Origin of the sequence: Acetobacter sacchari, assembly GCF_017377715.1 — a bacterium.
Lineage (GTDB): Bacteria > Pseudomonadota > Alphaproteobacteria > Acetobacterales > Acetobacteraceae > Acetobacter > Acetobacter sacchari.
The window spans coordinates 97023-117912 of sequence record NZ_JAFVMF010000006.1; the positions used below are offsets into that span (position 1 = coordinate 97023).

A 20890-nucleotide genomic window follows, 5' to 3' on the forward strand; every position below is an offset into this window, starting at 1 on the left:
GCGCTACATGCGTATTCTCTTCATCACCGCGACGCGTCTGGGCGACGCGGTCATTTCGACCGGTCTGCTGGAGCATATGCGCCGGGCCGCGCCTGATGCTCGCATCACCGTAGCTTGTGGGCCGGTGGCTGCCGGGTTGTTTGAACGCATGCCGGGGCTGGAGCGCGTGATCGTCATGGAGAAGCGCCGCCACGATATGCATTGGCTCGCGTTGTGGCGACAGTGCGCCTTTACGCGATGGGATACGATCATTGACCTTCGCGGTTCGGCCACCAGCCTTCTGTTATGGGCGCGCAAACGCAGGATCATGCGCGGCGGTCGTCGAGCCGGGGCGCGGATCGCACATGTTGGTCAGGTTCTCGGAATCTCGCCGCCGCCATTGCCTGTCGTTTGGACCAACGACAGAGACGACGCGACAGCCGACGCAGTTCTTGGCGAAGGTCCGATCATCGGGCTCGGGCCAACGGCGAACTGGTCCGGCAAGGTCTGGCCTGCGGAACGATTCGAGGAGCTGTGGAAGGCCCTTTCCCGAGAGCGGCCCGAAGCGCGTCTGGCGGTGTTCTTTGGCCCGGGAGAGACTGAGCGAACGATGGCGGCGCCCTTGCTCGCGATACCCGGCGCCATCGACGCAGGCGGGCGCTTTACGCTGGCCCAGACCGCGGCCATGCTGCGCCGATGTGCGCTGTTCACAGGCAACGACTCAGGACTCATGCATCTCGCTGCAGCCGCCGGGGCGCCGACTCTGGGTTTGTTTGGCCCGTCGCGGGCCAGTGAGTACGCCCCTGTTGGACGAAGAGTCGGCTGGGTTGTGGCTCCTGGCCCCGAAGGAAGTGCTCCCATCGCGAACCTCCCGGTTGGGGCGGTGTTGCCGCGTGCGCTGGATTTAATGGAGAACGGAGCATGACGACGGCGTCGGGTGAACCGGTCGGGGCGAGTTCCGGGCGCGTCGCGCATGTTATGGCGGGCGCTCCTGCCGGGGGCGCAGAGCTTTTTTTTGAGCGCCTGTGCATTGCGCAGGCGGCGTCGGGGCTCAACGTTCTGCCCGTGATCCGACGCGACGTTGGCCGCGTCGCTCGTTTGCGCGCGGCTGGTCTGTCGCCGCGGGAACTGCGTTTCGGCGGGCAGGCTGATCTTCTGACACGTCCGCGTATGAAAAGCGCCCTTTGTAATTTTGGCGCCGATGTCGTCGTCGCCTGGATGAACCGGGCGGCGCGATTCGCGCCGAAAGGGCGGTGGACGTTGGTCGGGCGATTGGGTGGGTATTACGATCTGTCTTACTACCGGAACTGCGATCACCTGATCGGTAATACGCGGGGATTGGCGCAGTGGATGGTGAGTCAGGGCTGGGCCGCCGACCGCGTTCACTATGTTCCGAATTTCGCTACGGATTTCAGCGCTACGGAGCCCCACCGTCCAAGAGAAATTCCGGAGAATGCGCCGTTCCTGCTCGCTCTGGGGCGTTTGCACGAGAACAAGGCGTTCGATGTCCTGATCCGGGCAATGCCGAGCCTTCCCGGCGCGTGGTTGCTGATCGCAGGAGAAGGACCGCAACGTGTGGCGCTTGAGGATTTGGCGCGGCGGTTGGGCGTCGCCGATCGGGTGTTGATGCCGGGCTGGGCCGATCCGGGCGGATTGATCCGGGCTTGCGATATCCTCGTCTGCCCGTCGCGCCATGAGCCGCTTGGCAACGTCGTGATCGAAGCGTTTTCGGCGGCGACCCCTGTCGTGGCCGCCGCGTCGGACGGACCGCGTGAACTGATCGTCGACGGCGTCAACGGTCTGCTTGCACCTGTCGAGGATCACGAGGCTCTGGTACAGGCGATTAGCGCCGTCATAGAGGACCGCGCTCTTGCGCAGCGTCTGGCCTTGGGGGGGCGCATCAGCTTCGAGAGCGATTATGCGCCAGCGCCGGTCCTGAACGCATGGAACCACTTTTTGCAACAGGTCGCTCCGCAAACATCGTTATCGAAGGCGACAGAGTAAATGTGCGGTTTGGCCGGTATTCTCTACAATCGCGGCGCGACGCCACGAGACAGGGCCGTACTTGAACGTCTGGCGGGGGCTCTACAGCACCGTGGGCCGGATGGCGTGCATATCGTGCGTATGGGCCGGGCGGACATGATCCATACGCGGCTTGCGATCATAGATATCAACGGCGGAGATCAGCCGATCTCCGCCGGAGCCGCCACAATGATCGCCAATGGTGAGATCTATAACGATCCGGAAATCCGCAAACGTATCGGCGTCGTCCACTACAGCACGGGCAGCGACTGCGAATCTGCGCTCAGGCTGTGGGAGAGGGATGGATCGGCTTTCGCGTCCGAGTTGCGCGGCATGTATGCAGTCGCGATTTACGATGACGACAAGGGTGAACTGACGCTCGCGAGAGATCCATTCGGGATCAAGTCGCTCTACATAGCGGAACTGTCAGACGGCGTCGCCTTTGCCTCGGAACCGGCGGCTCTGATCGCTGCCGGACTGGTGCCCCCCGGCGTAGATCAGGTCGCCCGTGACGAACTGCTGCAGTTGCAGTTCACAACCGGTCGCCGGACCATCTTTCCTGGAATCACTCGGCTTCTGCCCGGAGAGACGTTGCGTATCGCAGCCGGGCGTTTGCTCGACCGATCTCGTCGTTCGCCGTTGCCAGAGGGAGCGGCTGAGGAGATCGATGAAGCGACAGCGCTCGCTCGCCTTGATGGCGCATTGATGGACAGCGTGCGCGCGCATGAGCGTTCGGATGTCCCCTTTGGCATGTTCCTTTCCGGCGGGGTGGACAGTGCAACTGTGCTCGCCGCGATGGCCCGCATCCGTCGTGAGGCAGGCGGGGGCGCGCCGATACAGGCCTGGACGGCCAGTTTCGACGCTCGCGGCGTGGCCGACGAGGCTTCGGCCGCCGCGACGCTTGCGCGTGCTGTCGGAGCACAACACGAGACGGTGCGCGTGACCAGCGACGATATGTGGCGGCACCTGCCGGCAATAGTGGGCGGCATGGATGACCCGGTGGCGGATTACGCCATCATCCCGACGTGGCTGCTGGCCCGACGGGCGCGGGAATCCGTGTCGGTCGTGCTGTCCGGCGAAGGCGGGGACGAGCTTTTTGCAGGATATGGCCGATATCGTCACGCGACCCGACCATGGTGGCGTGGCGGACGGCGCATGCGGCGGCGCGGTATGTTCGACGGCCTTGGCGTTCTGCGGTCGCGTCCGGCGCGCTGGCGCGACGGGTTGGCGGGCGCCGAAATGAGCGTCGTCGGCCCAACGCCGTTCTCCCGGGCGCAGGCGGTGGACATCGCCGAATGGCTTCCCAACGATTTGCTGCTAAAACTTGATCGTTGCCTGATGGCTCACGGGGTCGAAGGAAGGACGCCGCTGCTCGACCCGATCGTCGCGAATGCGGTGTGGCGTCTGCCGGACTCGTTGCGTGTTCGTGACGGACGTGGGAAGTGGTTGCTGCGTCGTTGGCTCGAGCAGGCGCTTCCTGAGGCGAGTCCTTTCGCTCCGAAGCAGGGGTTTACCGTGCCTGTCGGAGAATGGATCGCAGGGGCGGGACGCAAGCTGGGGCCGCTCGTCGCCGCGCAACCGGCCATCACGGAGATCGCAGATCCGGATATGGTGCGCGCATTGTTCAAGGACGCGACTGCGCGCCGCGCCGCCCCGGCGGCTTGGACGCTGCTGTTTTATGCGTTGTGGCGCCGGATACATGTGGACGGCGTGCAGCGCGACGGGGATGTTTTCGAAACGCTGGCGACAGTATAGCAGCGGCGCAGTCGAAATTCGGCGCGCATTTGAGGAGTAAACGATGCGTTACGATCTGATCATCCGCAATGGCGTCTGCATTCTGCCATGGGGCGAAGCGGCGACGGATATCGGCGTCGTAGGCGGCAGGATCGTCGATCTCGCCGTGCCAGGAGCGGCAGAGGCGGAGGAGACGATCGACGCGCGTGGACTTCACGTTCTGCCCGGATTGATCGATGCGCATGTTCACCTTCGCGATCCGGGGAAACCCGAAATCGAGAGTATCCCGACGGGCACGCGGGCTGCGGCGCTGGGCGGCGTGACCACGGTGTTCGACATGCCGAACACGTCTCCCGCAATCACGAACGCTGAAATGCTGCGCTGGAAGCAGGAATACGCGTCACGGGAATCATGGACCGATTTTGCGTTCTATGTAGGCGCCACGCGGGAAAATACGCCGCAACTGGCCGAGTATGAGCGTTTCGACGGCGTATGCGCGATCAAGGTGTTTGCGGGTTCCTCCACCGGCGATCTGATGATCGAGGACGACCCGGGAATTGAAGCTGTGATGCGCAGCGGCCATCGGCGTATCGCGTTTCACTCGGAAGACGAATATCGCCTGCAGGCGCGCCGCAAGGACTTTCATGTTGGCATGCCGCATGACATGCACCGGTTCTGGCGTGATGAGGAGTGCGCGTTTCTTGGCACGCGCCGTCTCATGGCGCTGGCGCGCAAGACAGGGCGGCCGGCGCATATCCTGCACACATCAACAGCTGAAGAGCTGGAGTATCTGCAAGGGTTTCGCGATGTCGCTACGGTGGAGGTGCTCGTTAACCATCTGACGCAGGTGGCTCCGGACTGTTACGAGGCTCTTGGTGGTCTTGCCATCATGAATCCGCCGATCCGCGATCGCCGCCACTATGAGGCGAGCTGGCGCGCTATCGCCAACGGCACGGTGGACGTCGTGTCCTCGGACCACGCCCCGCACTCTCTGGAGGCCAAGGCGAAGCCGTGGCCGGACTGTCCGGCGGGGCTTACCGGTGTTCAGACAATCGTGCCGATCATGCTTGATCATGTGAATGCGGGACGGCTTTCTCTGGGGCGCCTTGCAGACCTGATGTCCGCAGGACCCGCGCGTGTTTATGGCCTGCAGGCAAAAGGCCGCATCGCGGCCGGATACGACGCCGATTTTACCTTGGTGGACATGAAAGCGCACAGGCGCATCACCAATGACTGGATCGTCACTCCCGCGGGATGGACGCCGTTTGACGGCATGGAAGTCTCCGGCTGGCCGGTGGCCACCGTCGTGCGTGGCCGCGTCGTGATGCGTGACGACACAATTCTGGGCGAACCCCGCGGCCAGCTGGCCCGTTTCTTGCCGTAAAGTTGGCGTCTACAGTCGCTGCGCTTTCCCGGATCGATTACAGGACAAGCGTATAGTGCAATTTGACCGGCGCGCGCCGGAAGGAACCCTGATGACAGTCCGCCCTGCCTTTGTTGCTCTCGCCCTCGCCGCATCGTTTGCCGTCTCAAACGCCGCGCGCGCGGATGACGCATGGACTGCATCGGGCTGCGGGTCTGAGCCTTCTGCTCCTTCGGTCGACGGGTCCAGCGTCGATCGCTACAACGCCAGCATCGACCGGGTCAGCGCCTACGAGAAAGCCGCGCGCACTTACAACAGTTGCGTCTCGAAACAGGCCAACCGCGATGAGACAGTTGTCAGCAACGAGGCTCGTGACAAGATTGCCCACATTCATGAAGGCAGCGTCGCGGTCCAAAAGCGCATAGCGGCGAATTTCACGAAGATGACGGCGCAACTCAAGGCCGCTGGCGGGAAGTTAGGCGGTCACTAAAGACGGGTGATGGATTTAACCGGGCGGAGCGATTGTCTCGCCCGGTGAGACCGTGAGCCGCTTGGGCCGCGTCAATCTGAACGACTGATCTGTTCGGACGTGCAATTGCGCAGTTTCAGGGCGCTCGAGGATCACCCGCCGGGGTGCGAAATGGCGCTCTTTTCAATTCATTCAGTGTTTAGAAAGTTTTAACGACGCTCGGGCAGATTCAAACACCAATTTACCATCCGGCATTGGTGTTTTCTGCGTATGGAAGCGACGCGTAATCTCGTGGACAGTTTTCTGTCGGACGAAGTTCCAGAGCTGCGTCCTCGTACATTCGATAATATTCGAAGTCTGTATTATTGCCAGACGCCCGTTTATGTGCCGTCTTTCAACAATCCGACTTATGTTGTCAAAATGCTTCGGCAGCTCTTTCGCTACCGATTTAACAATATAACGATCGTCGATGGCGGCTCAAGCTACGACAAGATGCAGGATGTCCTTGGGAAACTGGAATTCGACTGCGTCTGTACTGTCGTTAGATTATCCCGCAATGTGGGTCCGCGTCATATCGTCAAGTCCCGCGAATTTTATGATTCGCTTCCAGAGTTGTTTTGCCTGACGGACCCGGATATTGCTTTCAACGAAAATTTACCTGTAGATTTCATGCGTCAACTGGCGGCTCTTACCGACTATTTCAAAATAGGGAAAGCCGGATTTGCGTTGTCTCTGAAACATCGTAGCCGCATGAAGCACGGCAAATACCTTAATTCCAAACAGATGGGACCTACCCATATATGGGAATGGGAAAGTCAATTCTGGCGCCATAAGCTCGGCCGACTGCCAGACGGCAGTGAAGTGTTTGATGCGCCTATAGATACAACTTTCGCATTGTATAACAAAAAACATTTTGAGCCTGACCGATTTTTCGACGCCGTGCGTGTCTCAGGCAATTTTGAGAGTGAACATACGCCCTGGTATAAAGACAGCATCCTTCCTGACGAGGAGGAGAGCGTTTATCAGCGGACAGGAAAGTTTTCGAATTACCGTCCTGCCAGCGTTCCGGTCTGAAGTCTGCGCCGTCTTGCGACCATGCTCGATGTTTGCTTTTCCAATTTGGAACGAAATCATCTTCCTCGCTCCCGACGTGGTGAGGTAAACAACGCTTCAGAGAATTTCTTCGTGTTCAAAGGTGATAAAGTTAAATTACGTCTGTTTTTTCTTTTGGATTTTCTGCGCACACTATAGCAAAGTAAAATCAATATGTGGCGTATACGCCAGAACTGGAGATTGCGATGTCTGGCGGTGATTTGCAGGGATCAAACATTTTGGTGATATTTTTTATCGCTGTAATGGCCGTCGCGTTGGTCTTCTTGGTAAGAAGATTTCGTGTCGTTCCGGGACGCCATGCCTTTGTTATCGAAAGGCTGGGAGTCCCTCAGGATCGTCCGTTGCGTAGCGGCCTGCATTTTATCTGGCCGCTGTGCAGGATCGCGCGACAGGTCTCGCTGATGCAGAGTCAGGTCGAAAAAATTTCCGACGTGAAAACCCGCGATGACGCTTTCATCCGTATTCAATGGGTGCTGCGTTACGCCGTTAATGACACTCCTGAAGGTATTATGGCCTACGCTTACAAGGTCGAGGAGCCCGTAAAGCGTCTGGTGTTCAAGGTTGAGAACGAAATAAGACAAATCATTTCTGGAATGACGATGGACGAGCTCTATCGTCAGCGCGACACCATCGCCGAGCAGGTCATGAGCGATCAGGAGGATGACGCGCAGGAGAGTGGGGTAAAAATTCACGGCGTGACGATTGAGCAGCCGATGCCGCCTGAACAGGTTCAGGTGGCGATGAACAACAAGCTGGCCGCGATCGCGCGCAAGGAGGCGGCTGAAGCCGAGGCGGAAGCAGAGCGGGTCAGGCGCGTCGGAATCGCTCGTGCGGAAGCAGAGAGCAAGAGGCTTCAGGGTGAGGGAATCGCCAACGAACGCAAGGCCATAGCCGAAGGTTTCAGGGACGCCATGCAAAAGCTTCAGGAAGGTTTGCCTGAGGCCAGTAGCCAAGAAATTCTGGCGTTACTGTTAAGCGTCAATGAAAATGACATGGTGACGACGGCCAGTCAGACCGGCAAGGCAACCGTTATTTTTGTGCCGCGGTCCATGGACTACGCGACTGCGCAAGCAGCGATGAGGGAAGTGCGGACTTAAGGTCCCGAGAGCATCCGCTGGATCTCAATTCCGGGCAGCAACGATGCGTCAGTATGGGTTCTGTGTTGACGGAGGCGCCTTGCCATAAGCCATGTTAAGTCGCGCCGCGTTTTGTTCAGGGGTGAGGCCGGTTGGTCCTTGGGACACTTGTCGTGCGACGTTCGGCATCAAATCTGGACGGCTCCAGCAGTCGACGCCGCTCCACCCTTGGGTGCAATAGGGTTGGGGCGGGGGCGGTGTTTCGGCAGGGGAACACCAGCCTGTCCCTTTCTCCAGTTCGGAGACGCTGCAGTCGCGTCCCATCGCAAAACTCCCGATCTGTACCGGCGAGCAGGCGGCGAGGAGAGCTGGGAGCGACGTGGCGAAGAGCGCAAGGCGGAGCGTTCTGAACATAAGCGTCATTATGACCGAAGGTAATGAACAAAGACTTATCGCGGCGTCCCCCAGTGACGGGCGTCGTTTACGCTTCCGCCTGTTTGCTCGGCTCGCGCGACGCCGCTATTGTCCGGGACGCGCGGCTCAGCAGGTCGAAATGTCTGATCCTCGGTTTGAAGCGTTTTCGCGTAGAGCGTGAAGGCGCAGTAGTAAGCACGGTCGGTCGCCGGGTGTTAATAACAGGCGTGCGAAGCGCCTGACGGAAAGGAACGAGGGTTCGGTGGCGGACGAGATTTTCAGGGAAGTGGATGACGAGCTTCGCGCCGAGCGCCTGCGTAACGCCGTGCGACGTTACGCAGGGATCGGCATCGGCGCAGTCGTGCTCGTCGGCGTCGCGGCAGGGGCGTGGGAATACCACTTGTCTCGCGCCAATCAGGCCGCAGCCGCCAGTTCGGCGACCTATCTTCAGGCGCTGCGGGACGTGAGCCCGGCCGCCGGACCAAGCAGCGCGAGCACGCCACTCACCGACGTGCAGAAAAAGGCGCTCGCCCAGCTGGAAACGGTCACCAAAGGTTCTCCGGCAGGTCTGGCCACCTTGGCGAAATTTCAGGTCGCGGCGACCAACGCATCGCACGGCAAGCTTCCGGACGCCTTGGCGGTCTGGAACACGATCTCGCAGGACCAGTCCGTATCGCCGACGCTACGCGATCTGGCGGCGTTGTACTGGTGCCAGTGGCAAGTCGATTCGGGCGATGAGGCGGCGATCCGTTCGCGGTTGTCCTTGCTGACCGGCAAGGGCAAGCCTTTCGCGTCGCTTGCGAACGAAGTGCTCGCCACGCTCGACCTGCGCACCGGGAAGCTCGATGACGCGCGCAAGCTGCTGTCTTCACTGGCGCAGGACGTGCAGGCTCCTGAAGGTGTTCGGATGCGTGCGAACACTGTGATGCAGACCCTTAACCAGCCCGGATAAGCCCTTTCGGCTCTTTTCCCAGCGTTTGATCGAGATCAGCCCGCCGTGCTTCAGCAAAACGACGAGACCCCGATGACTCTTTCCGCCGTCCGGAGGCCCCGGAGCGGCGGTCGCCGCCGTTTTCTTGGCCAGATGCTGGCGACTGTGGCGGCGCCCGCGCTTGCCGGGTGCAGTCTTTTCGACGACGATGAGAAGCCCATCCTCGCAGGCCACCGCACGAATGTTCTGAACACGCGCAACGGTCTGGTTGTGACGAAGAACGACGGAACTCTGACGCCGATCTCCATCCCGGCGACGACATCCGTCACGGAGTGGCCCATTGCCGGGCGCATCCCCAGCCACATCTCGGCCAACTATGCCTGGGGCGGTCTGCACAAGCGTTGGTCGCAATCGATCGGCCATGGCAACTCCGAGCCTGACTTTTTGGCTTTTGCGGCGCTCGGTTCCTCAGGACGTGGCGTCATTCAGGCGCAACCGGTCCTTCATGAGGGACGGCTGTTCACCGTGGACGCCGTCGGTGAAGTGCGAGCCTATTCCTGGCCCGCGATGAAAGAGCTGTGGCACTTGAACGCCAAGCCGCGTTCGGTGAAATCCAGCAATCTAGGCGGCGGTTTGGGCGCGTTCGGGAATACGCTCTACATAGTTGACGGCGTGTCGCAGACCGTGGCGGTCGACACCGCGACGGGGAGCGTGAAATGGCGGATGACAGCCGGAACGCCTGGCCGGTCTGCGCCGACCATAGCGAACGGTCGCGTCTTTTTCGGCACGATTGACGAAAAGCTCTACGCGCTCGACGCGAACACTGGCCACGAACTGTGGTCATACAGCGCCAGCCAGGCGGACACGGTCATGTTCGGCCAGCCTGCACCAACGGTGGTCGACGGAATCGTGTTGTGCGGCTTCGGATCTGGCGATCTCGTCGCACTGCGAGAGGAAAGCGGCGAGGTGGTGTGGAGCGACACGCTCGGCAGCGCCAACGGTCAGACCTCTGCGCTCGATTTCTCCTGTGTCCGCAGCATGCCGGTCGTTGTCGCAGGCACTGCCTACGCCATGAGCGTGGCGTCTGTTCTCGTCGCCATCGACATGCGTTCGGGACGCCGCCTTTGGGAGCGCGCGGTCGCCGGGCAAAGCCCCTTGTTGAGCGTGAACGACTGGCTCTTCCTGTTAAGCATGGACGAGCAGGTAGCCTGCGTTGACCGGCAGACAGGGCAGGTGCGCTGGATCACACAGCTCCGCCGGTATCGCCGTGTGGACGCGCGCAAAGACGGCGTCGTATGGACGGGGCCCGTTTTGGCGGGCGGCAAACTGGTTTGCGTGAGCACGTTGCCTGAAAATGGCGTAGTGACGCTCGATCCGCTTACCGGAAAAATTCTGACCATCGACAAGCTTCCGAACGCAACGTCCGTTCAGCCGATTGTCGTCGATGGCCAGCTTCTTGTTCTCGATGACGTAGGTAACCTGACTTCTTATGGCTGAACGCAGAAAAACGCCGCGCGCTTCACGACCCGAGGCGCCCTTGCCTAAGGAGGGCCTGCCCACCGTCGTCATCGCCGGGCGCCCCAATGTTGGCAAATCCACGCTGTTCAACCGACTTGTGGGACGTCGTCAGGCTCTGGTGGCGGACCAGCCGGGCGTGACGCGCGACCGCAAGGAAGGCGAGGCGATGCTTCGCGGCCGCCTTGTGCGCCTGATCGACACCGCCGGACTGGAAGAGGCTGCGCCGGACACGCTGTACGGCAGAATGCGCGCGTCGTCTGAATCGGCTGTGCAGCAGGCGGATCTCGTACTGTTCTGTATCGACGCCCGCGCGGGGATCACGCCTGCGGATGCGCACTTCGCCTCCTGGCTGCGCAGGCAGAACCGCAAAGTCATTCTGGTCGCCAATAAAGCTGAAGGACGCTCGGGCGCGGCCGCTGCGATGGAAGCGTTTTCGCTCGGCCTTGGCGACCCGCTCGCCCTGTCGGCTGAGCATGGCGACGGCATCGCCGATCTGATGGGGGAAATCGCGGAGAGTCTGCCTCCAAGGGAGGAGGCAGAAGCCCCAGAGGTCGTCGAGCCAGTGAAAGGGTCCGCCCGGGCCCGCGCTCGCGCCGCACGAGAGGCGAAGGGGCAGCCGAAGACATCGGTCCAGCCCGAGCCGGAAGTCGAGGTCAATTTCGCGGATATTCTCGAAGGATCGACTCAGGCGGAAGCGGACGATCCAATGTTCGCCGAATTCGCCGAGCAGGCGGCGTTCGTCGAGGACGAGACCGCCGTCGCAGGCGTGCTCAAGATCGCTTTCGTCGGGCGTCCCAACGCCGGAAAATCGACGCTTTTGAACCGGGTGCTCGGCGAAGAGCGGATGATCACCGGCCCCGAGCCGGGGCTGACGCGCGATTCCATTGCAGTGATGGTTCGCGACGAGCACGGGGAAGTGCAGATCGTCGACACGGCCGGTCTTCGTCGCAAGGCCCGGATTGATGAGCGACTGGAGAAGATGTCGACCTCCGCCACCATCGAGGCCCTGAAAATGGCCGAGGTCGTGGTTCTGGTCATCGATGCGACCCTTGGCCTGCACGAGCAGGATCTGCAGATCGCGCGCCTGATCGAGCGCGAGGGGCGTGGATGCGTGCTCGCGCTGAACAAGTGGGACGCGGTCGAGGATCGCGTCGCCACGCGCAAGGCGATTTACGACCGTCTGGAGATTTCGCTGACCCAGATGCGCGGGATCGAGGTTGTGTCGTTCTCCGCGAGCACCGGAGCGGGTGTCAACAAGCTGCTGCCGGCCGTGCGTCGGACCGCCGAAATCTGGAGCACCCGCGTTTCGACTGGCGAGCTAAATCGCTGGTTCGATAGCGCGCTTGAGCGCCATGCGCCGCCGCTGGTCAGTGGTCGTCGCCTGAAGCTGCGTTACATCACCCAGGTCAAAAGCCGCCCGCCGACATTCCTGATCTTTGGAACGCGTGCCGAGCAGCTGCCTGACGATTATCGTCGCTATCTGGTCAACGGTTTGCGCGAAAGCTTCGGCTTGGACGGCGTGCCGATCCGCTTGCAGTTGCGCGGCACGAAGAACCCCTATGCGGATGAGAACGAGCGATAGAAACAACGGATCTGGCGACTCATCGTCGTCGGATTAATCGAGCGCCCGGCCGGAGCTTTCAGGGCTACCTCTCTTTTAGAGCCGGCCCGCATTCCGGTTTCGAACTCTCTTTGAAAAATACCCCCAAACGTCAGGCTTTGAAAAAGCGTTCCGTTGGGGAGTCTTTCTGACGGCGCACAAATATCAGTTCACACCATAGTCAGGTCGATCGACTCCGGTCGCGTTAATTCTTTGCGTTCGTAGCCAGAGACACAGCGTCGGCGACCACACGATTCCACACCGGCGTCAAAATTGGGTAAGAGCCGCCGGGTTCGTCCGGGCGGTGGAGCCGGTTGGTCAGAAGAATCACCGTCAAATCAAGGTCAGGCGCGATCGCAAAATTTCCGCCTGTGAAACCGGGATGGCCAAATAGTGGTGTGGCGACGCCTGGGATGGAAAGTTTGCGAAAGCCCAGAGCCTGTTTCTGGTCATAGGGGCTCTGTTCGAAACGGGAGACCGTCTCAGCCGAGGCCAACCGCCATGACCCGTAGCATCCGCCATTGAGAAGCGTCTGTGCGTAGCGGGCGACGTCCGTTGCCGTCGAGAACAGGCCTGCATGTCCGGCCACGCCGTTCCAGCTGAGCCAGCTGTTGGCGTCGTTGGTCTCTCCGGATAGAAAGTTCTTTCGATATCCTGAGAAATTCAGAATATCCTCCGGCATCGCCAGAGGGTAAGGTTTGCCCGTTTCCGCCATACGTTGCTGGTAGGCGTCGCCCTGAGACGTTGCCGCAATGCGTGAGCGCAATGCCGGCGAGGGGAGGTAGCCGGTATCGGCCATTCCCAGAGGTTTGTAAATTTCACGCGCCATGTAAGCGTTCAACGGCTCATTCACCGTTTTCGCGACTATAGCGCCAAGAATCATAAAGCCGAGATCGGAGTAGGACCACCGTTCTCCGATGCCGTATCGGCGGGGCAAGCGCGCAAGAAACGGGAGAGCATTGCCAGCGGGGTGCTGGAACAGCCACGTCGGCTGCCACTCCCACAACCCGGCGCGGTGGGTCAGCAACTGCTGCAACGTGATGTCGGCTTTGTCAGTGCCAGAAAACGCAGGAAGAAGGTCGCCAAGTTTGTCCGTCAGATGGAGGCGCCCCTGATCCACCAGATGCATCAGCGCGGCCGTGGTCGAGACGACTTTGGTCATGGACGCCAGATCGAATATTTCATCAGCGGCCATGGCGCGAGGCGTCTGTTCGGGAACGGCCTTTCCAGCGGGATCGACCGTCAGATAGCTCGCGTCGCCAAACGCCTGCAGCCGGACGATGCGCCCGTGATGAGCAACAAGAAGAACGGCGCCGGGATAGAGCCCCGCCGGAGCATGGCCGAGGCCAGCTTCGACGTCCGCATCCAGACTTGAAAATGCGGCGACTTCCGCCGCAGAAGCGGTGCTCTTCAGAATGGGGCAGGCTCCGTCCGCCCATGCTGACAAGGGCGCAAGCGTAAGTGCCGCCACGATTGTGGCGGCCGACGAAAAAGCTCGTGAAGCGCGTCTTTTCAAATTCAGAATCCGGCAGTGAGTGAGACAACCCCAGCGAAGCCCCCGCCGACATAATAGAGAGGCGTTTGCGCGGCGATAGAGGTTCCGTAGACGCCGCGCGTCGCCTTGGCGTTGCCGACAAGACTGGAGGCGCCGGACAGATAGCCGCTGTTGCCAAGATTGATGAGGTTCAACTGAATCTGTGGATGCTTGACGAAGCCAAGGGAGCGGAAGCGGTAGCCCATTGTCACCGCGCCGGTGATGTACGATGGAATTTTCTGATCATTCATGAAGGTCGCGTATTGCGAACCGACATAATTGAGGCTGAAGTTCCCGAACAGGGCTCCGTCGTCATAGGAAAGGCCGATGGCGCCTGAGAAAGCCGGGGTGTTTACCGCAGTCTTTCCTTTAGTCGGCAGGAGATCCGTTCCCACGGACAGATTGTTGTCGATTGTGGCGTGCAGATATTGTCCGGACAGATAGGGACTGAAATGCCGCCATGGGCGCAGTCCTATTTCAAGCTCTGCTCCGCGTGAGGTCTGCCCGCCTGCGTTTATGGACGCGGTCGTCGCGACGCCGCTCATATAAACGGTGGAACTGAGCTGACGGTTCGTGAGGTTGTAGTTGAACAGGGCCGCCGAAATATTGACAAGCCCGTAATGGCGAAACCCGATTTCCTCGCCGATGGAGTATTCCGGGGAAAGATTTGTAGCGCGACTATGGGCGATCTTGCCCGTCATGGTACTGAAGTAATCGGCCATGGTCAAGATCGACGACGGTGCGCGGAAGGCGGTGGAGCCGTTGATGTAGATTTGGTCGTGGGGCGTGATCTTGTAGCTGATGGCGAATTGCGGCAGAGGCTCTGCGTAATTTACGGTTGTCTTGTAATTCGCACCGGGGACCAGCTGCGTAGACATGCGTGAGACCATGGCTTCCTTGAAACCCGCCTCGATCGTAAGGCGGTCGTTGAAGGCCTTGAAGACATCGTTGATGTAGATGGCGTTCGTCTGCTGCACGAAGTTTATGTTGTATCGCGAAAGCGGAATTCCGGCGCTGGTGTAGATAGGATAATCGCCGATCATGGACGCGATATGTCCCTGATCATCCGCTTCCGCGTAGTACGAGTGCTCCTGCTGGGTGTAGTAGGAATACCAATATCCCAACGTCAGTGTGTTGTGCTTGGTGGTCCAGTGAATTGCGGAGTTCAGGCCGCTATGACGTTCGTGAAATGTGTCGATAGCCGCAGCGACGATCGTGCTGGCGCTGGAACTGGTGATCAGGGGGCCCGTATTCTGGTCGCCGACGTAGCTGCTTTGCGTCGGTAATGTCGTGCCGCCGTTTCCATACCCCCAGAAATAGGTGAAGTAGGGCGTCACGTCAGCCGTCAGATTATCGGCGAGGCGAAAATGCGCGGGAGCGCCGAGGATGAGCGAGTTCCGCTGGTTTTCGTCAAAGCGATAATAAGATGAACCGCCGTTACGATAAGTGTAGGCGTAGTTTGCTTTCGTCCCCAATGACTTCCATTGAGCCAGCGTCGGCGTCTTCAGGTAATAGCCCGTAGGGCTGTTGTAAGACAGGACGAAGGAAGCGCGATTTCCGTCGCCCCACTCTTTCACAGCCTTGGCGTCGACATGATATCGTGTCCCTCGCCCGGGACCGCGCCAGTTATCGGCGCCTTCATAGGAGAAGGACGCGAAGCTGCGGACGCCTGTGTGCCCGATCTCGCCGGAATCAAGCCGTATGAACTCTCGATTGAGCGCATAGGAGCCGTAGGCGAGGTTGACGAGGCCGCCGAAGTGGGCCGCGGGATCGCGCAGAGTCTCGCTCAGTTGTCCTCCGACGGCGTTGTAAAGCGGGGCGGAGATATCTGCGGAACCTTGAGCGAGGTTTATTGCCTGTATGTTTTCGTTGTCGGCGGTCGTGCCGGTGAAGATGAAGAAGTTCAACGGATCGGCGGCTGGAATTCCCTCATAGGTGTATCCCAACTCGAATTGGGTCAGGCCGCGAACCGACAGGCTGACCTGCTGATCGCTCGTCCCCAGCGGATCGCCGCTGCCGGTGACGACGCCGGGAAGGCTGGCGATCATATTGGTCGGGTTGCTGGTCGGACTTTGCTTTGCGATGAAATCGCGAGTCAGGCCGCTACGGGATTTGGGAGCATTCTGCTCAGGCATGAGACCGCCGCCGGGCGTGGATCCCGTGACGCCGGTGGCCGTCTGCAATTCCGCATGAACGTTGACGGATTCTGCTGATGCCCGACTGGCTTCTACGCCGGTTCTGGAAGGGGTGGAGGGCGCGGCGACTGGCGTCTTCGCTGTGGGCGCGTGACGCGATGCAGGTCGCGAATGACGGGGAGTGGATTTCTTCGTGGTTGCGGCGTCCATTGTCCCGGCGCCAAGCGCCATCAGGGACACGGAGGCCAGCACCATCAATGTGCGGCGGTGCGTCATTTAAGGACTCCTGGAATGGAAGCGGCGCTATCTGACGGCAAGCAGGAACCTCCGCTTCGATGAAGCCAATATAATACTTACAGCATGCCGCGCAAGTCGTTTTGATAACGCATCATCATGGAAATTGATAACAAATTACGGACGAAATTTCCCGAGTCATCTGCGACCGCGCGAAACGCCCGATAAATTGGTATGGAAAAGGTTTCCTTTCTGACGCATAAGCGGCCTTAGCGGGTTTGGAGGCTCTCATTTGGCCGAAGTTCGCGCCGTCGCCCCGCCCTGCGACATGTGGCATGGTTCGTTCGGTAGTTCGGCAAGGGGCCAGATGTCGCGAGCCGACTGTTCAGGCAAGGAAATACGATTTGTTGACTAACGACGACGCCAGAACACCTTCCGCGCTTGCGTCCGCCGGCGTCGCAACGGAGCGGCGGGATGAACGCTTCGCCGACATTGATCTATGGTCGACCGGTTCGATCCTGTCGGCGCTTGGCGAGGCCCAGATGGCTGCAGCGGCTATCGCTTACGCCGCGGCGCCGCAGATCGAGGCTGTCGTCGATGCGGCGCTGCCGGGCATGCGTAACGGCGGCAGACTCTTCTACGTCGGCGCCGGGACCTCGGGGCGGGTGGGGCTTCAGGATGGCGTTGAATTAACGCCTACTTTCGGACTGCCTCCCGAGCGTCTCGTGCTTTTACTCGCTGGCGGCGCGAAGGCTCTGTTTGAAGCGGTCGAAGGCGCAGAGGACCGGGAGGATGTCGCCCGAGCTGATGTACTTGCGCATGATCCGGGGCCAGACGATCTGGTGATCGGCGTGGCCGCGAGTGGTCGTACGCCGTACACGTGCTCCGCCGTGCGCGTTGCGCGGGAAAAGGGGGCGCTGACTGTCGGTGTCAGTTCCAATCCGCAAGGAAAACTGCTGCAGGCCGCCTCCATGAGCATCGTGCTCTCTACCGGGCCTGAGGTGATCTCCGGCTCGACCCGTCTTAAGGCGGGGACGGCGCAGAAGGCGGCGCTGAACATGCTCTCCACGGCGCTGATGATCCGGCTTGGGCATGCCTATCGTGGCCAGATGGTCGATATGCGTATCGTCAACGCGAAGCTCCGCGTCCGCGCGATCTCCATGGTGCGTCGCCTTGCGGGCGGGACAGACGCAGAAATCGAGGCCGCGCTCGCCGCCGCGGGGGACAACGTGAAGCGCGCCGTGATGATCCGCAAGGGCGTCCCGGTTTCAGAAATCGAGGTGCGTCTTGAAGCTGCAGGCGGAGATTTGCGTCGTGCGCTTGGTGAGACGGCGTAGGAGCATATCGTGGACGCGATCACTCTCGCCGCCGCCCTGACGCCTGACCCGGACGATCGCAAGCCGCTCTACATTCAGGTCAACGACCGCCTGCGCGCCTTGATCGACCGGGGAACGCTCAGGCGCGGTGACGCAATTCCGGCCGAGCGTGACCTTGCGGAGATGATCGGCGTCTCCCGCGTGACGGTGCGCAAGGCCTTCGTCGAACTGGTCGAAGCCGGCGTGCTGATTCAGAAAAAAGGCGCAGGCACCTTCGTTGCGGGACGGATAGAGCAACCTCTGTCTCGGCTGTTGGGCTTTTCGGAGGATATGCGTGCTCGGGGGTTCGAGCCCGGATCGGTCTGGCTGCGAAGGGAGGAGAGCGTCGCCAGTCCTGACGAGGCCATGGCTTTGGGGATCGCGCCCCACGCGCCGGTATTGCGCCTGAAGCGGATCAGGATGGCGAACGGGCAGCCAATGGCCATAGAGACCGCTGTCATGTCGGCCCAGTTCGGATTGAGGCTACAGGACATCGAAGAATCTCTTTATGACGCAGTTCGTAAGCGTGATCTTCTTCCTGTCCGGGCTTTGCAGAGAATACGCGCCCGGATGGGCGCGGTCTCCGAGATCGAATTGCTGCACCTTGAGAAGGCTTCGGCAGTTCTGGCGATAGAGCGGCGTTCCTTTCTGGCGGACGGTCGAGTTCTTGAAGTGACGTTCTCCTGTTATCGCGCCGATCTTTATGATTTCGTCGTGGAGTTGCGTGGAGGCGGCGAGGGAAGGTGAGCGCCATGCTGACAACGATTGGCCTGATGAGCGGAACGTCTCTGGACGGGGTGGACGCAGCAATCATAGAGACCGACGGGGAGCGCGTTTTTTCTCACGGCGCGCGGCTGAGCCTGCCTTATGCGCCGGAGTTGCGTCAGCGCGCGCGGGCGTTGCTGGACCGTGCGGCGGGCCTGGCGCTCGATGACCCTGAGTTACTGGCCGTGGAGCGTGAGATCACGTTGCGGCATGCGGAAGCGGTCAACGCGCTTTTGGCGGGTGCGCCGCATGTCGATGTGATCGGTTTTCACGGGCAGACGATCCTGCACGCGCCCGCCTCACGGCGGACATGGCAGATCGGCGACGCGACGTTACTGTCCGCCGAAACCGGCCTCCCGGTCGTTCACGATTTCCGAAGTGCGGACGTGGCCGCCGGCGGGCAGGGCGCACCGTTGGCGCCGTGGTACCACGCGGCGTTGTTCCATGGGGGAGACCGTCCGGTCGCAATCCTAAATATCGGTGGCGTGGCGAATCTGACATTCATTGATGCTGACGGGGCGGTCCACGCCTGCGATACGGGGCCGGGCAACGCGCTGCTCGACGACTGGGCGTTTCGTCATACCGGCGTCGCATGTGATTTTGACGGTGCGCTGGCGGCGGCAGGGACGCCGAACCGGGATATTACGGAACGCCTTTTGTCAGATCCATATTTTTCCCTCCCCCCCCCAAAGTCTCTGGATCGACTGAGTTTCGTTGCGGCTCTCGAGGCGGTGCAGGATTGTTCGCCGGAAGATGGCGCCGCGACGTTGGCGGCGTTCACTGTGGAGGCGATACGCCGCACGCCACTGCCAAACCAACCGTTGGCTTGGTACGTTTGTGGAGGCGGGCGGCATAATCCTGTGTTGATGGAAGGATTGCGTCGTGCGCTGCAGGGGGCAGTGCTCCCGGTCGAGCATCTGGGCTGGGACGGAGATGCGCTGGAAGCCGAGTGTTTCGGCTTTCTGGCGGTTCGGGCGCTTCGGAAATTGCCTCTGTCGGCGCCTGCCGTGACCGGCGCGCCCGTGTCGATCAGCGGTGGGCGATTGACGTGCGCGGGTCTCGCGCCCATTCCGAAATGGATCGGCGCGGGTCTAGAGCTGGGCAACACTCACGACATGTCGTGAGGGGCCGCTATACCCTTTTCTCTGAGCCGCTGCATGGCCGTGGCGACGTGTTGTGTTTTGAATACTTTTTTGCACGCAAAGAGTATTCGGTTTTCTTGCTTGGCGTCAGGGTTTTCATGTAAGGCGCGGTACGCACGGGGCGACAGACCAAGTGAGCGTCAGGTCGTTTTTCTAAACCAGCTCGCCATCACGTGAGCGCTTGCTTCGACGCTGTTACGTGATGATTTTTGTGAGACAATCCAGAAAATGCCTCTCCTAGCGACTTATCGGGTAATGTAGCCGTCCTGCGACACGCCCAAAAACTGCCTGTGTGAACATGGACGCAAGCATCGCATCGCACGCTGCGACATGTGTTGCGGTTATGATCTGCTGCATGGCCGTGACGCCGACCACCATCCCGACGGCCCAAGACGCGAACGGCGCCCAGCCGGGAGGCTTGAGGGATGGGGCGACAAGGTAGAAGTCAGCGACGATCACGCCGGACACGGGCATGAACGCAATCGAAAGGTATGTCAGAAATTCCACAAAATGTTCGGCGAGGCCCGCAAACGCGGCCGCAGTTCCGATTACGCCGCCGATTATCGTCAGCATTGCGTGACTCGCCCGCAGGGGGCGTAACGTCGAAGCGCTGAGCGCCATGCTGTAAAGGTTCAGGGCATTGATGGTCCATGTGCCCCCGAACACCAGCAGAAATGCAGCGGCTCCCATCCCGAGAGCGCGCATCGCCGCCAGGGCGTCGCCTTCAGGGACGGCGAGACCGGCGAATCCGCCAGCAAGCATCACGAACGATGCGGACAGCAGATAGGCGCAGACGCTGACGGCGATGACTTCGGCGGGGCGACGGAGAAAGCGACAAAAGTCCGGCATGGTCACTGCGCCGACCACGACGCCGCCGACAACTACTGTGATGACCTCTCCGGCAGATAGAGCGTGGCCGAGAATTCGCCACTCGACCTCCCCAGCTGTCGTGGCGCCGAATGCGCGGGCGAAGAGCTCCATGACGATCAACGTCATGAGCGGCGTCATCCACAGCGAGAGCCGGTCTATCGCGCGCAGACCGAGCGCCGTCGTTGCGGTCATCAGCGCGCCCGCGCCAAGCTCTAGCGGCCAGATGGCACCGTGGTAGCCGGCCAGAACCGCAAGCAGAGCGCGGGCGGCGTCGGCGAACAATTCGATGTTGACCCCGAACCATCCGACCAGCGACAGCGCGAAGAGCGCGTTGAGGCACGCCGCGCCGTGCTCTCCGAAGGCCCGGTTGGCCAGCATGTAGGAACTCAGCCGAGTGCGGCTGCCGATTACCCCCACCAGGGTAGCGATAATCGTCAGGACTACGCCGCCGCCCGCCAGCCCAAGGTAGAAGTTCGTCGGCGTGGCGGCGCGCGCCAGATCGACGCCGGTAAGGATTGTCGGAAAGGAGACGCTGGAGGCCGAGAGGATCAGCGCGACCCGCCACCATGGCCGAGCGGCCTCGTCTGGGGCCGGTTGCGTCTGGAACTCGCTGTCGCTTTGGAAGACTGACATATC

Annotated in this window: 16 protein-coding genes; 13 read left to right on the forward strand and 3 right to left on the reverse strand. The window is 60.8% G+C overall.

Going from position 1 to position 20890, the window contains the following annotated elements:
• Window positions 1-7: 7 nt before the first annotated feature.
• The 10 genes from J2D73_RS06750 (at window position 8) to der (ending at window position 12201) form a co-directional block, all read left to right on the forward strand.
• Window positions 8-904 carry a glycosyltransferase family 9 protein gene (locus J2D73_RS06750; protein ID WP_207880691.1) on the forward strand — a complete coding sequence of 299 codons (897 nt, stop codon included), beginning with the start codon at window positions 8-10 and terminating at the stop codon, window positions 902-904.
• Complete coding sequence (locus J2D73_RS06755; RefSeq protein ID WP_243429727.1) at window positions 901-1983, forward strand: glycosyltransferase; 1083 nt, start codon at window positions 901-903, stop codon at window positions 1981-1983. Before J2D73_RS06750 ends, J2D73_RS06755 begins: the two co-directional genes overlap by 4 nt.
• Window positions 1984-3756 (forward strand): asparagine synthase (glutamine-hydrolyzing), encoded by a 1773-nt coding sequence (asnB, locus tag J2D73_RS06760; protein ID WP_207880694.1) that lies wholly within the window; start codon window positions 1984-1986, stop codon window positions 3754-3756. It abuts the gene before it with no gap.
• 43 nt (window positions 3757-3799) lie between these two features.
• The gene (locus J2D73_RS06765; protein WP_207880697.1) at window positions 3800-5119 is read left to right on the forward strand and encodes a dihydroorotase; all 1320 of its coding nucleotides are present in this window, start codon (window positions 3800-3802) and stop codon (window positions 5117-5119) included.
• A gap of 91 nt (window positions 5120-5210) precedes the next feature.
• Window positions 5211-5588 carry a hypothetical protein gene (locus tag J2D73_RS06770; RefSeq protein ID WP_207880700.1) on the forward strand — a complete coding sequence of 126 codons (378 nt, stop codon included), beginning with the start codon at window positions 5211-5213 and terminating at the stop codon, window positions 5586-5588.
• 249 nt (window positions 5589-5837) lie between these two features.
• A complete protein-coding gene (locus tag J2D73_RS06775; RefSeq protein WP_207880702.1) occupies window positions 5838-6641 on the forward strand; it encodes a hypothetical protein in 804 nt (267 codons plus the stop codon).
• 281 nt (window positions 6642-6922) lie between these two features.
• Window positions 6923-7777, forward strand: coding sequence for an SPFH domain-containing protein (locus J2D73_RS06780; protein WP_279380902.1), 855 nt, complete (start codon window positions 6923-6925; stop codon window positions 7775-7777).
• Between the two features lie 655 nt (window positions 7778-8432).
• Window positions 8433-9122, forward strand: a complete 690-nt coding sequence (locus J2D73_RS06785) for a hypothetical protein (RefSeq protein WP_207880707.1) — start codon at window positions 8433-8435, stop codon at window positions 9120-9122.
• Window positions 9123-9194: 72 nt separating this feature from the next.
• On the forward strand, window positions 9195-10598 hold the full coding sequence (locus tag J2D73_RS06790) for an outer membrane protein assembly factor BamB family protein (RefSeq protein WP_207880710.1): 1404 nt from the start codon (window positions 9195-9197) through the stop codon (window positions 10596-10598).
• Window positions 10591-12201, forward strand: a complete 1611-nt coding sequence (der, locus tag J2D73_RS06795; RefSeq protein WP_207880714.1) for a ribosome biogenesis GTPase Der — start codon at window positions 10591-10593, stop codon at window positions 12199-12201. Before J2D73_RS06790 ends, der begins: the two co-directional genes overlap by 8 nt.
• Window positions 12202-12424: 223 nt before the next feature.
• Here der and J2D73_RS06800 read toward each other — a convergent pair whose 3' ends face one another.
• Together J2D73_RS06800 and J2D73_RS06805 are read right to left on the reverse strand one after the other, a co-directional pair.
• Window positions 12425-13690 carry a serine hydrolase gene (locus tag J2D73_RS06800; RefSeq protein WP_207880716.1) on the reverse strand — a complete coding sequence of 422 codons (1266 nt, stop codon included), beginning with the start codon at window positions 13688-13690 and terminating at the stop codon, window positions 12425-12427.
• A 47-nt stretch (window positions 13691-13737) separates the two neighbouring features.
• Window positions 13738-16164: a TonB-dependent receptor gene (locus tag J2D73_RS06805; protein ID WP_207880721.1), complete on the reverse strand. Its 2427-nt coding sequence runs from the start codon at window positions 16162-16164 to the stop codon at window positions 13738-13740.
• A gap of 365 nt (window positions 16165-16529) precedes the next feature.
• Here J2D73_RS06805 and J2D73_RS06810 point away from each other — a divergent pair, with 365 nt between their 5' ends.
• Genes J2D73_RS06810 through J2D73_RS06820 form a run of 3 tightly spaced genes read left to right on the forward strand, consistent with a single transcriptional unit; the run spans window position 16530 to window position 19366 of the window.
• The gene (locus J2D73_RS06810) at window positions 16530-17459 is read left to right on the forward strand and encodes an N-acetylmuramic acid 6-phosphate etherase (protein ID WP_243429729.1); all 930 of its coding nucleotides are present in this window, start codon (window positions 16530-16532) and stop codon (window positions 17457-17459) included.
• A 9-nt stretch (window positions 17460-17468) separates the two neighbouring features.
• On the forward strand, window positions 17469-18224 hold the full coding sequence (locus tag J2D73_RS06815; protein ID WP_341535037.1) for a GntR family transcriptional regulator: 756 nt from the start codon (window positions 17469-17471) through the stop codon (window positions 18222-18224).
• Window positions 18225-18229: 5 nt separating this feature from the next.
• Window positions 18230-19366, forward strand: coding sequence for an anhydro-N-acetylmuramic acid kinase (locus J2D73_RS06820; protein WP_207880727.1), 1137 nt, complete (start codon window positions 18230-18232; stop codon window positions 19364-19366).
• A gap of 255 nt (window positions 19367-19621) precedes the next feature.
• On the opposite strand, the gene J2D73_RS06825 is transcribed toward J2D73_RS06820, so the two are convergent.
• Window positions 19622-20887 (reverse strand): cytosine permease, encoded by a 1266-nt coding sequence (locus tag J2D73_RS06825; protein WP_207880731.1) that lies wholly within the window; start codon window positions 20885-20887, stop codon window positions 19622-19624.
• Window positions 20888-20890: the final 3 nt, after the last annotated feature.

Coding starts and splice junctions, on each gene's coding strand:
- J2D73_RS06750 (WP_207880691.1), top strand. CDS start 8: ATGCGTATTCTCTTCATCACCGCGACGCGTCTGGGCGACGCGGTCATT.
- J2D73_RS06755 (WP_243429727.1), top strand. CDS start 901: ATGACGACGGCGTCGGGTGAACCGGTCGGGGCGAGTTCCGGGCGCGTC.
- asnB (WP_207880694.1), top strand. CDS start 1,984: ATGTGCGGTTTGGCCGGTATTCTCTACAATCGCGGCGCGACGCCACGA.
- J2D73_RS06765 (WP_207880697.1), top strand. CDS start 3,800: ATGCGTTACGATCTGATCATCCGCAATGGCGTCTGCATTCTGCCATGG.
- J2D73_RS06770 (WP_207880700.1), top strand. CDS start 5,211: ATGACAGTCCGCCCTGCCTTTGTTGCTCTCGCCCTCGCCGCATCGTTT.
- J2D73_RS06775 (WP_207880702.1), top strand. CDS start 5,838: ATGGAAGCGACGCGTAATCTCGTGGACAGTTTTCTGTCGGACGAAGTT.
- J2D73_RS06780 (WP_279380902.1), top strand. CDS start 6,923: ATGGCCGTCGCGTTGGTCTTCTTGGTAAGAAGATTTCGTGTCGTTCCG.
- J2D73_RS06790 (WP_207880710.1), top strand. CDS start 9,195: ATGACTCTTTCCGCCGTCCGGAGGCCCCGGAGCGGCGGTCGCCGCCGT.
- der (WP_207880714.1), top strand. CDS start 10,591: ATGGCTGAACGCAGAAAAACGCCGCGCGCTTCACGACCCGAGGCGCCC.
- J2D73_RS06805 (WP_207880721.1), bottom strand. CDS start 16,164: ATGACGCACCGCCGCACATTGATGGTGCTGGCCTCCGTGTCCCTGATG.
- J2D73_RS06820 (WP_207880727.1), top strand. CDS start 18,230: ATGCTGACAACGATTGGCCTGATGAGCGGAACGTCTCTGGACGGGGTG.
- J2D73_RS06825 (WP_207880731.1), bottom strand. CDS start 20,887: ATGTCAGTCTTCCAAAGCGACAGCGAGTTCCAGACGCAACCGGCCCCA.